Annotated in this window: 13 protein-coding genes; 12 read left to right on the top strand and 1 reads right to left on the bottom strand. The window is 72.1% G+C overall.

Annotation, left to right across the window (positions count from 1 at the left end):
- Positions 1-43: 43 nt before the first annotated feature.
- On the top strand, positions 44-1,582 hold the full coding sequence (locus ADK66_RS22605; protein ID WP_053658558.1) for a replication-associated recombination protein A: 1,539 nt from the start codon (positions 44-46) through the stop codon (positions 1,580-1,582).
- On the opposite strand, the gene ADK66_RS22610 is transcribed toward ADK66_RS22605, so the two are convergent.
- On the bottom strand, positions 1,573-3,609 hold the full coding sequence (locus ADK66_RS22610) for a hypothetical protein (RefSeq protein ID WP_157552826.1): 2,037 nt from the start codon (positions 3,607-3,609) through the stop codon (positions 1,573-1,575). The genes ADK66_RS22605 and ADK66_RS22610 overlap by 10 nt on opposite strands.
- Before the next feature lie 378 nt (positions 3,610-3,987).
- Between ADK66_RS22610 and ADK66_RS22615 the strand changes: the two genes are divergently transcribed.
- The 11 genes from ADK66_RS22615 to ADK66_RS22665 all read left to right on the top strand — a co-directional run.
- Entirely contained in the window at positions 3,988-4,686 is a 699-nt protein-coding gene (locus ADK66_RS22615) for a hypothetical protein (protein ID WP_053658581.1), read from the top strand.
- Positions 4,687-4,845: 159 nt separating this feature from the next.
- Complete coding sequence (locus ADK66_RS22620) at positions 4,846-5,301, top strand: DUF948 domain-containing protein (protein WP_231640146.1); 456 nt, start codon at positions 4,846-4,848, stop codon at positions 5,299-5,301.
- Between the two features lie 28 nt (positions 5,302-5,329).
- Positions 5,330-5,635 carry a hypothetical protein gene (locus ADK66_RS22625; protein ID WP_053658563.1) on the top strand — a complete coding sequence of 102 codons (306 nt, stop codon included), beginning with the start codon at positions 5,330-5,332 and terminating at the stop codon, positions 5,633-5,635.
- Entirely contained in the window at positions 5,632-8,310 is a 2,679-nt protein-coding gene (gene alaS, locus ADK66_RS22630; RefSeq protein ID WP_053658565.1) for an alanine--tRNA ligase, read from the top strand. The genes ADK66_RS22625 and alaS overlap by 4 nt, the downstream gene beginning before the upstream one ends.
- Positions 8,311-8,382: 72 nt before the next feature.
- Complete coding sequence (ruvX, locus tag ADK66_RS22635; RefSeq protein ID WP_053658567.1) at positions 8,383-8,841, top strand: Holliday junction resolvase RuvX; 459 nt, start codon at positions 8,383-8,385, stop codon at positions 8,839-8,841.
- Positions 8,841-10,034, top strand: a complete 1,194-nt coding sequence (gene mltG / locus ADK66_RS22640; RefSeq protein ID WP_053658569.1) for an endolytic transglycosylase MltG — start codon at positions 8,841-8,843, stop codon at positions 10,032-10,034. Before ruvX ends, mltG begins: the two co-directional genes overlap by 1 nt.
- Complete coding sequence (locus ADK66_RS22645) at positions 10,034-10,864, top strand: shikimate dehydrogenase (RefSeq protein WP_053658572.1); 831 nt, start codon at positions 10,034-10,036, stop codon at positions 10,862-10,864. Before mltG ends, ADK66_RS22645 begins: the two co-directional genes overlap by 1 nt.
- A gap of 102 nt (positions 10,865-10,966) precedes the next feature.
- Positions 10,967-12,673 (top strand): glycosyl hydrolase, encoded by a 1,707-nt coding sequence (locus ADK66_RS22650; protein ID WP_053658574.1) that lies wholly within the window; start codon positions 10,967-10,969, stop codon positions 12,671-12,673.
- 226 nt (positions 12,674-12,899) lie between these two features.
- The gene (locus tag ADK66_RS22655) at positions 12,900-14,831 is read left to right on the top strand and encodes a hypothetical protein (RefSeq protein ID WP_231640145.1); all 1,932 of its coding nucleotides are present in this window, start codon (positions 12,900-12,902) and stop codon (positions 14,829-14,831) included.
- 94 nt (positions 14,832-14,925) lie between these two features.
- Entirely contained in the window at positions 14,926-15,477 is a 552-nt protein-coding gene (locus ADK66_RS22660; RefSeq protein ID WP_053658577.1) for a DapH/DapD/GlmU-related protein, read from the top strand.
- A partial coding sequence (locus ADK66_RS22665; protein ID WP_053658579.1) for a lipopolysaccharide biosynthesis protein occupies positions 15,470-16,662 on the top strand: 1,193 nt, incomplete at its 3' end. The genes ADK66_RS22660 and ADK66_RS22665, both read left to right, overlap by 8 nt.

Consider the following 16,662-nt stretch of genomic DNA (forward strand, 5'->3'; position numbering starts at 1 on the left):
CGCGATTCCGGCGTCGCGGGCACGGCCCGGTACTGTCTTCGTGATGGAGTCCGACGCCCTCTTCTCCCTCGGTGCGCCCACCGGGTCGCGCAGCGCGCCCGAGGGTCCCGCCGGTGTCGACGGCTTCACTCCGGTAGCAGACGATTCGCCCCTGCCCGTCCGGATGCGCCCGGCAACCCTCGACGAGCTGGTCGGCCAGGACCACCTGCTCGCCCCCGGCGCGCCACTGCGGCAACTGGTCTCCGGCGGCGCCCCGCTGTCGGTCATCCTCTGGGGACCGCCCGGCAGCGGCAAGACCACAATCGCGCACCTGGTCGCGGCGGCCACCGACCGCCGGTTCGTCGCCATGTCGGCGCTGTCCGCCGGGGTCAAGGACGTCCGCGCGGTCATCGAGACGGCCCGCCGGCAGCGCCGCTCCGGCGGCCCGCAGACCGTCCTGTTCATCGACGAGGTGCACCGGTTCAGCAAGACCCAACAGGACTCGCTGCTCGCCGCCGTCGAGGACCGCACTGTCACGCTGCTCGCCGCCACCACCGAGAACCCGTACTTCTCGGTGATCTCCCCGCTGCTGTCCCGGTGCGTGCTGCTCACCCTGCAACCGCTCGACGACGACGCGGTACGCGGCCTGCTGCGCCGGGCGGTCACCGACGAGCGCGGCCTCGGTGGCACCCTCACCCTTGAGCCCGAGGCCGAGGATCACCTGGTCCGGCTCGCCTCCGGTGACGTCCGCAAGGCGCTGACCGCGCTGGAGGCGGCGGCGGCCTCCGCCGCGGCTCTCGGGACCGGGCGCATCGACCTCGCCACCGCCGAGCAGGCCGTCGACGTGGCGGCGGTGCGCTACGACCGCGACGGCGACGCCCACTACGACGTGGTAAGCGCGTTCATCAAGAGCATGCGCGGCTCGGATGTGGACGCCGCCGTGCACTGGTTGGCCCGCATGCTTGTCGCCGGTGAGGACGCCCGGTTCATCGCCCGCCGGCTTGTCATCTTCGCCAGCGAGGACGTCGGCATGGCCGATCCCACAGCGTTGAGCGTGGCCACCGCCGCCGCGCACGCCGTCGAGTACGTCGGGCTGCCCGAAGTGCAACTCAACCTGGCCCAGGCGGTGATCCACCTGGCCACCGCGCCCAAGTCGAACTCGGCCACCACGGCCATCGGTGCCGCCATCGCCGACGTACGGGCCGGCAAGGGTGGCCCGGTGCCGCGCGGACTGCGCGACGCCCACTACGCCGGCGCCCGAGGGCTCGGCCACGGCACCGGCTACCGCTACCCGCACGACGACCAGCGCGGCGTGGTCACCCAGCAGTACGTCCCGGACGACCTGGTGGGCACCGACTACTACCAGCCCAGCCCGCACGGGGCGGAGCGGTCGGTGGCGACCCGGTTGCCGCTGCTGCGCCGGATCGTGCGCGGCCTGCCGACGCCACCCGCCCGACCGGAGGCACCGGCAGCCGGGGCACCCGTAACGGCGAACGCCCCATCGGCGCTTGCCGGTGAGAACGGTCGCCCGACCATGGGTACGGGCGGTCCCAGCACGACGCAGGACAGCGGCACTGACGCCGCAGGAGAGGGTCAACAGTGAGATCGCGTGGTGCGGATCGCCCGGACGAGGGCCCGGACGAGCGGCGTGATCCCCGCGCCAAGGGCCGCCGCTGGGGTCGTGGCCGAGCCGAGGCCGAGCCGGAGGAGCCGGTAGCCGGCGAGGAGTTCGGCTGGATCGACGACCTGCGCTCGGCCAAGCAGCAACGCACCGAGTTGGGCCCGGACGGCGCGCCGGCCGAACATGTTCCGCCACGCGCGGGCGCGCCCGCGCCGCCGGACGCGCCGCCCGCTCCACGCCGCGGTGACCCGGACGGCCCCGGGGCACGCCGCCCGACTGACGGCCCCTGGCCGGGTGAGCCGCCGCAGGCTCGTCGCCCGGACGAGCGGCCACCCGCCGACCGCCCTCGCGCCGCAGGTCCCGGTGCCCCGGCCGAGCGTCCCCGTGTCGCGGGTCCAGGCGCCCCGGCGCAGGGCCAGCCGATGCCGCGTGGCGCACAGCCGGTTCCCGGTGCCGGTCCCCGAGTTGGCGGACCTCCACCATCCGCAGCCCGCCCGACCGGCGGCGACCCGGCCGGTCCACCCGGGCCGCTGCCGCCGGCAGGGGCTCCCACCGGCACGGCCCGGCCGCGTCCGGCGTCGGCGCCGCCCGGCCCGCCTGTCGGCCCATCGAGCGCCGGTGCCCCAACCGGTCGCCGTCCGGACGCTGCCGTGCCGGCTGGCCGGGCGGAGACGATGCCGCCACCGCGCCGACCCGACGCCGTACCACCGAGCCGTCGGCCGGGCCCCGAACCCGCCGCGCCCGGCCGTCCACTGACCACCGACGGTCCGCCCTCCGGCCGGCGTACGACCGGACCGGTGCCCGATCCGGCGCGGGCCGCCGGTGGTCCGCCCCGGATCGACGGGCCGCCGCCCGGTGTCGTGCCACAGGCCGCCGACGGTCCACGACCCGACCCCGCGATCGACGGTGACCCGCGTGCGGCCCGGCGTCGTCCCGGCCCGGCGGACCCGGGAGCGCCGCAGCCGCCCGGTCCTCCCCGCCCGGCCACCGGCCGCCGCCGCGCCGCCGACGAGCAGGAGGCCGTGGTGCCCCGCTCGGGCAACGCGCCACCGGTGCCGTCCGCGTCCAGCGCGCCGCCCGCGTCCGCCGTTCAGCCTGGCGGCGTGCAGTCCGGCACCCGGCAGCCCGGTGGTGTGCCGCGCGGTGCCGCGCAGCCGGGCACTGCGCAGCATGGCGCCCGGCAGCCCGGTGTCCGCCAACCCGGCCCGGCACAGTCCGGCCCCGGCACTGTGCAGCCGGGTCCCGGACCGGCGCAGCCCGGCCCCGGCCAGCGCGGTCCGGCGCAGCCCGGCCCACGGCAGCCTGGTCCGACGCAGCCAGGCCCCGGGCAGCCCCGTCCGACGCAGTCCGGCCCTGTGCAGCCCGGTCCGGCACAACCTGGTGCCGGTCCGGCGTCGACCGGTGCCGCGCCGGTTGGCCCCGCTCGCGGGGGGACCGCACCCACCGATGGCGCCGGCCGCCGCCGGGCGACCACCGACGAGCAGGGCCGACGTCCTCCGGTCGGCGGTGAGCCCCGGGCGGACCGCCCGGAACGTCCGGCGGACTGGCTCCGTCAGGCCGGCCGGCTGCCACACACCGATCCCGGCCTGCCGGTGGTCAACCGGCGTGGCGGCGGTGCGCCTGCCCCGGCCGGCAACCGGCCCACCGAGCGCCGTCCGGCGCCGTCCGCAGACGATCTGACGGGCCGCTCCACGGGTCCGCTCGCCGTGCCGGACCCGGCCGCGGAACGCACCGGCGGTCAGCGGCCCGTCGGGCCACCACCTGACCCGGGTGCGCCCGCTCCCACTGGTCGCGTCGCCCGGCCCGGCGTCGACGGACCCCCCGCTGCCCGTCCCGGCGACGACCCGTACGCCAATCCCGGTGGCGCGCCCGCACGAGGTGGTGCCCGCGCAGCCGCGCCCGGCGGCAGGGCACGGGTCGACCCCGGCGGCGCTCCGGCCGCCGGTCGCCGTGGTCCCGACGGCCCACCTCGCCCCGGAATCGACGCGCTCGACCGGGGTGCCGCGCACCCGGATGGTCCAGGCCGTGGCGCTGTGCCCCCGGGTGCTGGTCCGGACGGCCCGCCGCGCTCCCGTCCCGATGGTCCGGCTCGCGGTGCTGCCCGTCCGCCCGTCGGCGACGCCCGGCCCGGTGGCGAGCCCGTTGCCGGTCCCGGGTCGCCGGTGGCGGCGCGCGGTGGCGCTCCGGTCCGTCCGGCGGACCGCGCCGCCGGTCGTGCCCTGCCGCCGCACCGCGAGGCCGGCCGTCCCGAACCCAGCGGCGTCGCCCCCGTGCCGCCGCCCGGCCGCCCCGGCGAGCCCGTCGGCGTGGCCCGAGCGGCCGCCGCGGTGCCCGCCGTGGCCGGGCCGGCCGACCGCCCCGCCTCCGAACCGGCAGGCGGGCAGCCCTTGCGTACGGCCGGTCCGGACACACCCGACGACGACGAAGGCGCCCCGGGCGCGCGGTCGGAGTTGCGCCGGCAATTGCGCGAGCGGCGTCGGCTGCGGGCGGCGGTGCTGGTGCTGGTCAGCGTCGTGCTGCTCGGCGCGGTGCCGCTTTTCTTCGGCGTCCGCACGCTGAGCCGGGACCCGGTCTTCGACAACCTGGACCAGCTCAACGTCCCCGCGTGGGCCGCCACGAAGACTGTCGACGACGTCAGCGGCAGCCGCTGGTGCCTGCTCGACTGCCGGCTCCGTGAGCGCACCGTCACCTCCGAGAAGTCGCCCGAGGAGACGGCGAAGGTGTACGAGGACGCGCTTCGTCAGGACGGCTGGCAGCCGTGGAAGGTGAGTCGCTGCCCCGAGCAGGAGACGAAGGGCACCTACACGTGCTGGCGTCAGGACGAGTTGACCCTCGACCTGTGGGTGCGCCAGCCGACGTGTGTGCCACCGCCTGTCGACGGGGAGCCGGCGGTCGTGCCGTCGCCGGAGGAATCGGCCGCTGCGGGGGAGTGTGCCGGCTCGTTGGTGTCGGTGAAGGTACGCAACGCCATCGACGACGAACGGACCAGACCGCAGCCCGCCACCGACCCGTCACTGACCGGCGAGGATCCGTTCCCGACGGTCAGCGGGGATCCGCTCAGCGACCTGACACCCTCACCGTCCTGAGCCGGTCTCCATCACGGACGGTAGGGTCTGGGGCTGACGGGCCCGCCCGCGACCGCTGACCGGCGACGGCTCGGTGGTTCGGCGTGGGCACCGTGGCGGTGCGTTCCGGGGACGTCGGATCCTGCGGAACTCTGTATGAGGAGGACAGGCGTGAGCGACATGGGAGAGGTCGCGGCGCTGATCGCGGCGAGCGCGTTCGCGGTGCTGGTGCTCATCCTGACGCTGCCGATCCTGCGGCTGCGGCACACGGTGGACGCCACCACCCGAATGATCAACGACCTCAACGATCGGACCGCACCTTTGCTCGGCGACGTGAACACCACGGTGAAGAACGTCAACACCGCGCTGGAGCAGGTGCAGACGTCGCTCGACGGTGTGAACCTGCAACTGGCGAAGGTCGACACCATGACCAGCCACGCGCAGAACGTCACCGCCAACGTCGCCAACCTGGCCACGGTGGTCTCCGCCGCGGCCGCGAACCCGCTGGTGAAGGTGGCCGCGTTCGGTTACAGCGTGCGCAAGGCCGCCGCTGGCCGCCGGCATGCCGAGACCGAGCGCGAGGTACGCGACACCATCAAGCAGCAGCGGCGGGCCGCGCGGCGCGGTAACCGCTGAGCAGCCGGCCAGCAGGAGGTAGCGAGACATGAGGCGGTTGTTCTGGCTCGGCATCGGTGTGGCCGTCGGCGTGATCGTGGTCCGCAAGGCGACCCGGACGGCGCAGGCGTACACCCCGGCGGGCATCGCCAGCACGTTGTCGGAATCCGCTGGCGGCCTGGTCGAGTCGCTGCGTAGCTTCGTGGAGGACGTCCGGATCGGGATGGCCGAGCGTGAGCAGGAGATCCATGCCGCGTTCGCTCGGGGCGAGGCGTTCGACGACCAGTACGCCGAGCTGCGGGAGGACCCGCGGATCGGCGATCGAGAAATCTTTCCGGAGGAACACCAGCGATGAAGACGGCGGAGATCAAGCGGCGGTACCTCGCGCATTTCGAGGCGAACGGCCACGCCGTGGTGCCGTCCGCTCCGCTGCCCGCCATCAGCGATCCGAACCTGCTGTTCGTCAACGCCGGTATGGTGCAGTTCGTCCCCTACTTCCTGGGTCAGCAGACCGCGCCGTACCGGCGGGCGGTGAGCGTGCAGAAGTGCATCCGTACCCCGGACATCGACGAGGTCGGCAAGACCAGCCGGCACGGCACGTTCTTCCAGATGAACGGCAACTTCTCGTTCGGTGACTACTTCAAGGACGGCGCGATTCCCCTCGCGTGGGACCTGGTGACCAAGTCGCAGGCCGACGGCGGGTTCGGTCTGGACCCGGAGCGGATCTGGCCGACGGTCTACCTCGACGACGACGAGGCGTACGACATCTGGCGTTCGGTGGGTGTGCCCGCGGCGCGGATCGTCCGCCGGGGCAAGGCGGACAACTTCTGGTCGATGGGGATTCCCGGGCCGTGCGGTCCGTGCTCCGAGCTGTTCTACGACAGGGGCCCGGAGTACGGCCGCGAGGGCGGCCCGGCGGTCGACGAGGACCGCTACATGGAGTTCTGGAACCTCGTCTTCATGCAGTTCGAGCGGGGTCCGGGCACCACCAAGGACGACTATCCGATCCTCGGTGACCTGCCGGCGAAGAACATCGACACCGGCATGGGCCTGGAGCGGATGGCCTCGATCCTGCAGGGTGTGGACAACCTGTACGAGATCGACGAGGTCCGGCCGATCCTGGACCGGGCTGCCGAGCTGACCGGCAAGCGGTACGGCGCGCACTCCGGGCACGTGGCGAGCGAGTCGCACCCCGACGACGTGCGGCTGCGGGTGGTCGCCGACCACGTGCGGACCGCGCTGATGCTGATCGGTGACGGCGTGACGCCGAGCAACGAGGGTCGCGGCTACGTGCTGCGGCGGATCATGCGCCGGGCGATCCGGTCGATTCGGCTGCTGGGCTGGCAGGACCGGGCGCTGCCCGAGTTGCTGCCGGTGGCGCGGGACTGCATGGCGCCGTCGTACCCCGAGCTGGCGACCGACTTCGACCGCATCGCGCAGTACGCGTACGCGGAGGAGGACGCCTTCCTGTCGACGCTGCGTGCGGGCACCACGATCCTGGACACGGCGATCGCCGAGACCCGCACGGCGGGCGGCACGGCGCTGTCCGGTGCGAAGGCGTTCCAGTTGCACGACACGTACGGCTTCCCGATCGACCTGACGCTGGAGATCGCTGCGGAGCAGGGCCTCACTGTCGACGACGAGGGTTTCCGCCGGTTGATGGCCGACCAGCGGACCCGGGCGAAGGCGGACGCGCAGGCGCGCAAGACCGGCCACACCGACGTGTCGGCGTACCGGTCGGTGCTCGACTCGGGTGGCCCGGTGACGTTCACCGGCTACAGCGAGGTGGCGCGCGAGTCGCGGGTGCGGGCGCTGCTGGGTGGGGCCGGCCCGGTTCAGGCGGCGGCCGAGGGCGAGACCATCGAGTTGGTCCTCGACACGACCCCGTTCTACGCCGAGGGCGGTGGCCAGCAGCCCGACCACGGCATGATCACCGTCGGCGACGGTCAGGTCGAGGTGCTCGACGTGCAGCAGCCGGTGCCCGGCCTGATCGTGCACCGTGCCCGGGTGATCCGGGGTGAGGTGCGCGCGGGCGACACCGGCTACGCCGAGATCGACACCACCCGGCGGCGGGCGATCTCCCGGTCGCACACCGCCACCCACCTGGTGCACCAGACCATGCGTAACTTCCTCGGCGAGTCGGCCACCCAGGCGGGTTCGTTGAACGCGCCCGGCCGGCTGCGGTTCGACTTCAATACCCCGACCGGGGTGTCGCCGACAGTGCTGCGGGACGTGGAGCAGCAGGTGAACGAGGTGCTGCTGGCCGACCTGGAGGTGCACGCCTTCATCACGTCGCTGGACGAGGCGCGGCGGATCGGGGCGATGGCGCTCTTCGGGGAGAAGTACGGCGAGGAGGTGCGGGTCGTCGAGGTCGGCGACTACGCCCGGGAGCTGTGCGGCGGCACGCACGTGGCGCGCTCGGCCCAGCTCGGCCTCGTGAAAATCCTCTCCGAGTCGTCGATCGGTTCGGGTGTGCGCCGCGTCGAGGCGCTTGTCGGCATGGACGCGTTCGGCTTCCTGGCCCGCGAGCACCTGCTGGTGTCCCGGCTGGCCGAGCTGTACCGGGTGCCCAACGACCAGGTCGCCGACCGGGTGGAGCAGACGGTCACCCAGCTCCGGGACGCCGAGAAGGAGCTGGAGAAGCTGCGCGCCCAGCTGGTGCTGGGTGGGGCGGGAGCGCTCGCCGCGCAGGCGAAGGACGTGCGTGGGGTGGCGTACGTGGGCACCGAGGCGCCCGAGGGCGCGGCCGGTAACGACGTGCGGACCCTGGCGCAGGAGATCCGCGGCAAGATCGACCCGGCGCGGCCGGCGGTGGTAGCGGTGGCGGCCCGGGCGAACGGCAAGGCGTCGCTGGTGGTGGCTGTCAACGCGGCGGCCCGCAGCCGTGGCCTGGCGGCGTCGGCCCTGGTGAAGGCGGCGTTCTCCGGGCGTGGTGGGGGCAGCCCCGATCTGGCCCAGGGCGGCGGCCTGCCTGCGGCCGAGGCGCCGAATCTGCTACTCACCGTCGAGAAGGCGATCATCGAGGCGTGATATCACGATCAGTGTCGGCCAGGGCGGACCGTTTGGTCCGCCCTGGCTCGTCTGCCCCTCAGGTGACAGTCGGTGAGTGAGCGCATGCGTGGTGTACGGATCGGCGTGGACGTCGGTCAGGTGCGGGTGGGGATCTCCCGCTCGGATCCGGACGGCATCCTCGCCACGCCGCTTGTCACTCTGGCCCGTGACCTCACGGCGGCGCCGGATGCGGTGCCGAGTGACATTGCCCAGGTGGCGGCTCTGGTGGCCGAGCACGAGGCCGTCGAGGTTGTCGTCGGCCTTCCGGTCAATCTCGCCGGCAAGCACGGCCCGGCGGCGGTCGGAGTGAAGGCGTACGCTGACCGACTGGTCGATGTGATAGCGCCCGTCCCGGTAACGCTCACTGACGAGAGGATGTCGACCGTGGTCGCTTCTCGTAGGCTGGCCGAGCGTGGCGTTCGGGGCAAGCGTCAACGTGCGGTTGTCGACCAGGCGGCCGCGGTGGAGATCCTGCAGAGCTGGCTGGACGCGCAGCGGAGGCGGACGTAATGATCGACGATCTGGACCTTGGGTTCGACGAGCCGGAGCGGGGCGAGAAGGGTCGGCACCGGCGCAGCTTCCGCAAGCGCAAGGGCGGCTCCGGCGGGGGCCGGGGCAAGACGTTCCTGGCTCTGCTGATGGCCCTGGTCCTGCTGGGCACCATCGGTGGTGGGGCTTTCTACGGTTTCGACCGGATCCAGAACTACTTCGTCACGCCCGACTACGACGGCGCCGGGGCCGGCGAGGTCACCGTCGAGATCAAGAACGGCGCGCTGCTTGCCGACATGGCCGACGCTCTGGTCGCCGCCGACGTGGTGAAGAGCCGCAAGGCGTTCGTCGAGGCCGCCGAGGCCAACTCGCGCAGCAAGAACATCCAGCCGGGCACGTACAAGCTGCGCAAGCAGATGAGCGGCGAGAGCGCCGTCACCGCGATGCTCGACCTGAAGAACAAGATCGTCAACGGGTTGACAATCCCCGAGGGGCGCACCGCCAAGAACATCTACAAGCTGCTCTCCGAGAAGACCAAGATCCCGGTCAAGGAGTTCGAGGCCGCCGCGAAGGACCCGGAGGCGCTCGGCGTACCGGACTGGTGGTTCACGCGCGACGACGGCAAGAAGGTAGTGAAGTCCGTCGAGGGCTTCCTCTTCCCGGACACGTACGAGATTCCGCCGAAGGCCACCGCGGAGAGCATCCTCAAGCTGATGGTGGACAACTTCCTCTCGGTGACCGGCGAGATGAAGTTCGCCGACCGGGTGCAGAAGGAACGCAAGGTCAGCCCGTACGAGGCTCTGATCGTGGCGTCGCTGGCCCAGGCCGAGGCCGGCAACAAGGACGACCTCGGCAAGGTGGCCCGGGTGGCCTACAACCGGGTGTACGGCGAGTTCCCCTGCAACTGCCTGGAAATGGACGTCACCGTCAACTACTACCTGGAGTCGGTCGGCCGGGCGACCAAGTCGTCCAAGCAGATGACGGCGGCGGAGTTGGACGACCCGAAGAACCCGTACAACCGCAAGCTGCGGGGCATGATCCCCACCCCGATCAACAACCCCGGTAAGGAAGCCCTGGAAGGGGCGATGGACACGCCGGTCGGCAAGTGGCTCTACTTCGTGGCGATCGACAAGCAGGGTCACTCCGCCTTCGCCGAGACCTATCCGGAGCATCAGCGTAACGAGGCCAAGGCCCGCGAGGCCGGCATCATCTGATGGCACTGGTTCGGCGTGCGGCGGTGTTGGGGAAGCCGATCGCGCACTCGCTCTCCCCGGTGATCCACAACGCCGGCTACGCCGCCGCGGGGCTGACCGGCTGGTCGTACACCCGGATCGAGTGCGCGGCGGCGGAGCTGCCGGCCCTGGTCACCGGCCTGGGCCCGGAGTGGGCCGGGCTGTCGGTGACCATGCCGGGCAAGGAGGCGGCGCTCGCCGTGGCCGACGCCGCGTCGCCTGTCGCCGCCGCCGTCGGCGCGGCGAACACGTTGGTACGCCGTCCGGACGGCTCCTGGTACGCGGACAACACCGACGTGGGCGGCATGGTGCACGTGCTCACCGACGCCGGGGTACGCGCCGGTGCGGCGATGACAGTGCTAGGCGCGGGTGGAACGGCCCGCGCCGCGCTCGCCGCCGCCGCGCGGCTGGCCTGTTCCTCGGTGACGGTGGTGGCCCGCCGCCCCGAGGCGGTCGACGAGCTGCGTCCCGTGGCGGACGCGCTCGGGGTCGCGCTGAGCGCCGGGGCCTGGGTGGACGCGCCCCGCCACCTCACCGCCGACGTCGTGGTGTCCACTGTGCCGGCGGGCGTCGCCGATCCGTTGGCCGAAACGGTGACCTGGTCGCCGGGCGCGGTGTTCTTCGACGCGGTGTACGACCCGTGGCCGACACCGCTGGCCGCCTCCGCGCTAGCGGCAGGCCTGCGGGTGGTGTCCGGTTTGGACCTGCTGCTGGCCCAGGCGCTCGGGCAGTTCGAGCAGTTCACAGGTGTCGCGGCCCCGGTCGAGGCGATGCGGGAGGCCCTGCGGCAGGCAACCGGGCGACTTCCTTAGCTGACTCTTAAGACGCGCTTACGGAAAACTGTCCTGCGCGCGACATTCCCTGGTCGTGGATACGCTGCACCCGGTTACCACAGCAGACACAGGGAGTTTTCCTTGACCAGGCACGGACTGCACCGCATCACCCGGTTCCGCTCCGGGCCCCGGCGCAAGGCGATCGCCCTCGGCGTGGTCGGGGGTGCCGTGGTGGCGGGCCTCGTGGCGACAATGATGCCGCTGCTGGCCAGCGACGAGCTGTCGATTCGCGCGACGGCGGACACCACTGCGACCGCTGTCACGCAGGATGGCGACAACGCCGTCAAGTCGACCCTCGCCACCTGTCCGGTGCGCTGCGACGGCAACCCGCGGGGCGGCCGGGAGGCTGTCGTCGAGTTCGCTGTGACAAACGTGCCGGCCGCCGCTGTCAACGTGCGGGCGACGCTGCGGATGCACACCTGGCAGCAGTTCGCCGCCACGGTGACGGCGCACGCCTCGACGTTGAGCGCCCGCGAGGCGCGGCCGACTCCGACGTCGGCCGGCACCGCGCTGTCCACCGTGACCGGGGTCGCCAAGGGCGTCAACGAGTGGGATGTGTCCACGCTGGTCACCGGCAACGGCACCTGGACGGTGTCGCTCGCCCAGACCGGCCTGGACACCCGCATCTACTGGGCGTCGGTGGAGAACCGCAACCCGGACCTGCGGCCCAGCCTGACGATCACCTATGACATCGGCACCGCGCCCTCGTCCGCGCCGACCACCCGCCCCGCCCCGGCGCCGTCGCCGAGCGCACCGCCGACCACCACCGCGCCCAAGCCGTCGCCGACAGTCGCGCCGACCCGGACGCCGACCGCTACGGCGAGCGCGGAACTCCCGTCCGGCAAGTGCGGGTCGGTGTCGGACAAGCTCGTACCGTCCTGCGGCGCCTGGTGGGGCATGTACTCACCCGCCGGTGCGTCCGGCGGCTGGGACCACGGCAAGGCGATCACCGACGTGGAGGCGCAGGTCGGCCGCAAGTTCGACATCGTGCACCGCTACCACGACTTCTCCAACGCCGGCAGCAACGGTGCCTTCCCCGACGCGTACGAGCAACAGCAGATGCGCGAGGGCCGGCTGATGTTCTTCGCCTGGGAGTCCCGCAACTTCTCCGCCGGCTCGACGCTGAAGTGGGCCGACGTCTACAGCGGTCGGCAGGACGCGACGATCGACGCGGTCGCCGGCCGCATCCGGGCCGCCAAGGTGCCCGTGTTCATGGGGTTCGACCACGAGCCGGAGGACGAGCCGGAGAAGGGCAGCGACGCCGAGTTCGTCAGGGCCTGGCGGTACGTGCACGAGCGCTTCGCCAAGGCGGGTGCCGACAACGCGGTCTGGGTCTGGACGATGATGGGCTGGTCCGGGCACTACTCCCGGTACGCGGGTCTCTACCCCGGTGACCGCTACGTCGACTGGGTGGCCTACGACCCGTACAACTTCCACGTCTGCAACAACAGCACTGTGTGGAAGAGCCCGAGCACCACAGTGAGCGGCTTCTACCGCTGGCTGGACGAGAACGGGATCGGTGCCGGCAAGCCGCGGATGCTCGCCGAGTTCGGCACGAACTTCAACTCCGCCGACCCGGGCGCCAAGCAGCGCTGGTTCCAGGACTTCCCGGCCGCGCTCAAGGCACACCCGAAGATCAAGGCTGCCATCTACTTCAATTCGCCGGGCATGACCACCCGTACGGCGACCTGCGACATGACGATGAACCACAACGCCTCTGCGCTGGCCGGCTTCTCGCAGGCCGGCAAGGACCCGTACCTGCGGCAGCCCACCGGAGGGAGCCGCTGAAGATCATAAAGGGGCCTGACAGCACGCCGTTTACCGAGGTCGGACGTCCGATCCTCCGGTGTCTGTCGGTTTGCAGATTCATGCACCGCCCAATCGGCGGATGCGCCTGACAGGGTGGACGAGGCACGCTACCTCGGGTTCTCATCCATCTTGGAGGCGCAGCGTGCCTAAAATTCCGCCCTTGTGGCGTTTGTCAGGAAGACGTCGTACCCGGGCGGGGGTTGTCGTGCTGGCGGTCGTCGCCGCGACACTCAGCGTGCCCACGGCGTCCTCGGCGGCGGTGGTCCCGGTCCCCGAGACCGCGACCCTCGTGTCCACGAACCCCGCCGACCAGACCCCACATGCCCGCGACGGTGAGGCGCGCGCGTTCGCGCAGGTCGGCAACACCGTCTTCGTCGGCGGCAGCTTCACCCAGATCCGGCAGACCGCCACGTCCGCCTGGGTCACCCAGCGTTACCTCTTCGCGTACGACCGCACCACCGGCACGATCTCCACGAGCTTCCTGCCGGTGCTCGACGGCGCTGTCAACACGCTCATCGCAGGCCCCGGCGGCACGCTCATCGCCGGCGGCGCGTTCAAGAACGTCAACGGGGTCGCCCGGCGCAACCTTGTCGCCCTCGACCCGAGCACCGGCGCGATCATCGACAGCTGGGTCGGGCGCTCCGACGGCGGCAACGTCCGTGACATGGCGCTGAACGGCAACTGGCTCTACGTGGCCGGCGCGTTCAACTGGCTCAACGGCACCGCCCACGCCGGCCTCGCCCGGCTCAACGCGACCACCGGCGCCATCGACCCGACCTTCAACATCAACGCCACTGTCGGGCGGCACGGCACCAACTCGTACGTGTGGGCGATCGATGTCGCGCCGGACGGCAACACACTTGTCGTCGGCGGCAACTTCACGCTGGTCAACGACCTGCCGCGCAACCAGATGGCGCTTGTCGACGTCTCCGGCACCCCGTCGGTGCTCGACTGGAGCACCGAGAAGTTCGTCGCGCCGTGCGCGGACCCGGCGACCTTCGTGCACTACGTGCAGGACGTGCGGTTCGGCGAGGACGGCAGCTGGTTCGTGGTCGGCACCAACGGCGGCTCCGGCTGGCCGAACGCGTACTGCGACGCGCTGGTCCGCTTCGAGACCGCCGCCCGGGGCAGCGGGCAGCTCGCCACCTGGGCCGACTTCACCGGCAACGACACCATCACCTCGGTCGAGGTTGCCGACAACGTCATCTACCTGGGCGGGCACTTCCGCTGGTTGAACAACCCGAACGCCAGTGACCGGGCCGGCAACGGCGCTGTCGACCGGCTCGGCATCGCGGCGGTCACCCCGGCCACCGGTATGCCGGTGAACTGGAACCCGCGCCGCAGCGGCAGCTCCTCGATGCCGGCAGGCACCTCCAACTGGGGTTCCTCGGTGCCGGTGCTGTGGCGGGGGCCGGACGGTCTCCACTTCGGCCACAACTCCGACGGGATGGGCAACGAGTACCACGGCCGGCTCGGCGTGTTCCCGCTCGCTGGCGGGCGTACCTTCACGCCGAAGAACCCGCCGACGGCGACGACCGGCAACCTCTACGTTGGCACCGCCCCGGGCACGCTGGCGAAGGTGCCGTTCGACGGCACCACGCTGGGTACCGCTGCCACGGTCAGCCAGCCCAACTACACGGGTGCCGGCGCGACCTGGCGGGTGTCCGACCGGATCTACTGGTCGCACACCGTCTCGGGCACGCCCACGGGCAGCCGGATCGACATCTCGATGTTCAACGGCGGCGCGATCGGCGCGCCGTGGGAGGCGTCCGGCTACAACGACTGGTTCAACGCGGCAGCGCTGACCGGTGGGTTCTTCCTCGACGGACGGTTGTACTACACCCGTACCGGCGCCAACAACCTCTACTACCGCTACTTCGAGATCGACGGCAACTACCTGGGCGCGACCGAGTTCGCCCTGCCGACGACAGGCGTCACGTGGTCGACGGTGCGGGGCATGGCGTGGGTCGGTGGCAAGATCGTCTATGGTGCGACCGACGGCACGCTGCGCAGTGTTCCGTTCGACCCGACGGCCGCGCCGGCCGCTGTGGTCGACGGTACGACGGCGACGGTGATCGCCCCCGCGACCACCGAATTGTCCTGGTCTACCCCGTCGACGTTCTTCTCTGTGCAGTAGCGGTTAACGGTTCGTAACGGAACATCGGTAGATTGTTCACGTTGGGCCGGCGGCGGCACCCCCGCCGCCGGCCCCGCGACATGGGGGAGGGTCGTTGGTCGGCGCCGCTGGCATCCGCGCGAAGAGCGCGGTGCGCCTGGTCTTCGCGGTCAAACGCCTGTGGTATCGGCTCCGCTACCGTCGGCTGACACTCGGCCGCGACGTGGAGATCCGAGGCCGGATCCGGCTGCGTCGCGGCGTACGCGTGACCATCGGCGACCGGACCCGCATCAACAAGCTGGTCCGCTTCGCCGGCCCCGGCGAGGTGCGCGTCGGCACCGACTGTCTGCTCAACGCCACCTGGATCGGCACCTGGACGTCGGTGACAGTGGGGGACCGCTGCCTGCTCTCCGATTGTGAACTTCTCGACAACGACTTCCACAACCTGCCGCCCGAGCTGCGCCACGCGCCGCCCGGCGCGGCCACGCGCGCCCCGATCGTAATCGAGGAGAATGTCTGGATCGGCGCGCACGCCCTGGTGATGAAGGGTGTCCGCGTCGGGCGGGACAGCGTCGTGGGCGCGGCGACGGTGGTCCGCACTGATGTGCCACCCCGCGTCGTCGTCATCGGCAATCCCCAACAGACGGTGAAGAAGTTCCATGACTGACGCCGCACCCGCCTCCTGGTCGACCGACGGCCCGCCCACGAACGCCGCCCGTTCGGTCACACTGACCGACCTGCTGCGGGTGCCGATGCACCGGATCCGCCTGGTGCTCGCTGTCGCACTTGTCGGCCTGCTCGCCGCGCTCGGCTTCGTGCTGCTGGTGCCGGCGGCCGTCACCGCGAACGCGGTGGTGGCGGTCCGGCCCGTGGTCACCGACGCGTTCACCCCCAGCGGTGCGAACGCCGACCGCGCGGTCAACATGAACGTGGAGAGCCGCATCGCCACCGGCACCGAGGTGGTCCAACGCCTCGCCAGCGCCATCGGCGGCGACCCCCGCGAGATCCGCGACGCACTCGAGGTCGAGGTCCCCACCGGCGGGCAGATCCTGCGCTTCAGCTACTCGTCGCCGGACGCGCAGCGGGCGGTGCGGGGCGCCAACCTCGCCGCACAGGCGTACCTCGACGTGCGACGCGCCATGTACGAGCAGCAGCGCGCCGAGATGCTGCGCTCCTACGACGCCAGCATCACGAAGGTCGCCGCCCAGCAGACCGCCGTGCAGAAGCGCGTGAGCGCCGCCAAGGACTCCGCCGCCAGCGACGCCGCACTCGCCGAACTGGCCGGGATCAACAACCAGCTCACCCAGCTCAACTCCTCCCGGACCGAGATCGCGGCCGTCGACGTCAACCCCGGCTGGGTCACGCAGACCGCCGAGCGGGCGCTTGCCACCTCCGCCGGAAACCGGCTGCTCTTCCTGGTCGCCGGCCTGTTCGGCGGCGCGCTGCTCGGCATCGTGCTGTCCTACGCCTGGGAGGCGACCGACCGGCGGGTCCGCTCGGTCGCCGACGGCCGGGACGCCACAGGCCTGCCGCTGCTCGGCACGGTCCGCCGGCCGGGCTTCCGGGGCAGTCCCCGAGCCGCCGACGCGGACATCCGGTACGTGGCGATGGCCGTCGCCGAGCGGGTCCGCCAACCTGCCCGGGTGGCGCTCGTGACCGCCCGCGAGGACGCCACAGCGCTCACCGCCGGGCTCGCCGTCGCGCTCGCCGTCGACGGTCGGGAGGTCTTCGTCGCCGACGACAGCGGGCGGACCGACCGCCTGCGCGCCGCCGTACTAGCCGACCGGGGGCGGCTGCCCATCGACCCGTCCCGGCCGCACGTGCCCAAGCCCCGTCCGGCTGGCAGCACACC

Origin of the sequence: Micromonospora sp. NRRL B-16802 (assembly GCF_001279555.1) — a bacterium.
Taxonomy (GTDB): Bacteria; Actinomycetota; Actinomycetes; order Mycobacteriales; family Micromonosporaceae; genus Micromonospora; species Micromonospora profundi.

What these genes read in the sequence shown, in the direction of transcription:
- ADK66_RS22605 (WP_053658558.1), top strand. Translation starts at nt 44, where the DNA reads ATGGAGTCCGACGCCCTCTTCTCCCTCGGTGCGCCCACCGGGTCGCGC.
- ADK66_RS22620 (WP_231640146.1), top strand. Translation starts at nt 4,846, where the DNA reads ATGGGAGAGGTCGCGGCGCTGATCGCGGCGAGCGCGTTCGCGGTGCTG.
- ADK66_RS22625 (WP_053658563.1), top strand. Translation starts at nt 5,330, where the DNA reads ATGAGGCGGTTGTTCTGGCTCGGCATCGGTGTGGCCGTCGGCGTGATC.
- alaS (WP_053658565.1), top strand. Translation starts at nt 5,632, where the DNA reads ATGAAGACGGCGGAGATCAAGCGGCGGTACCTCGCGCATTTCGAGGCG.
- mltG (WP_053658569.1), top strand. Translation starts at nt 8,841, where the DNA reads ATGATCGACGATCTGGACCTTGGGTTCGACGAGCCGGAGCGGGGCGAG.
- ADK66_RS22645 (WP_053658572.1), top strand. Translation starts at nt 10,034, where the DNA reads ATGGCACTGGTTCGGCGTGCGGCGGTGTTGGGGAAGCCGATCGCGCAC.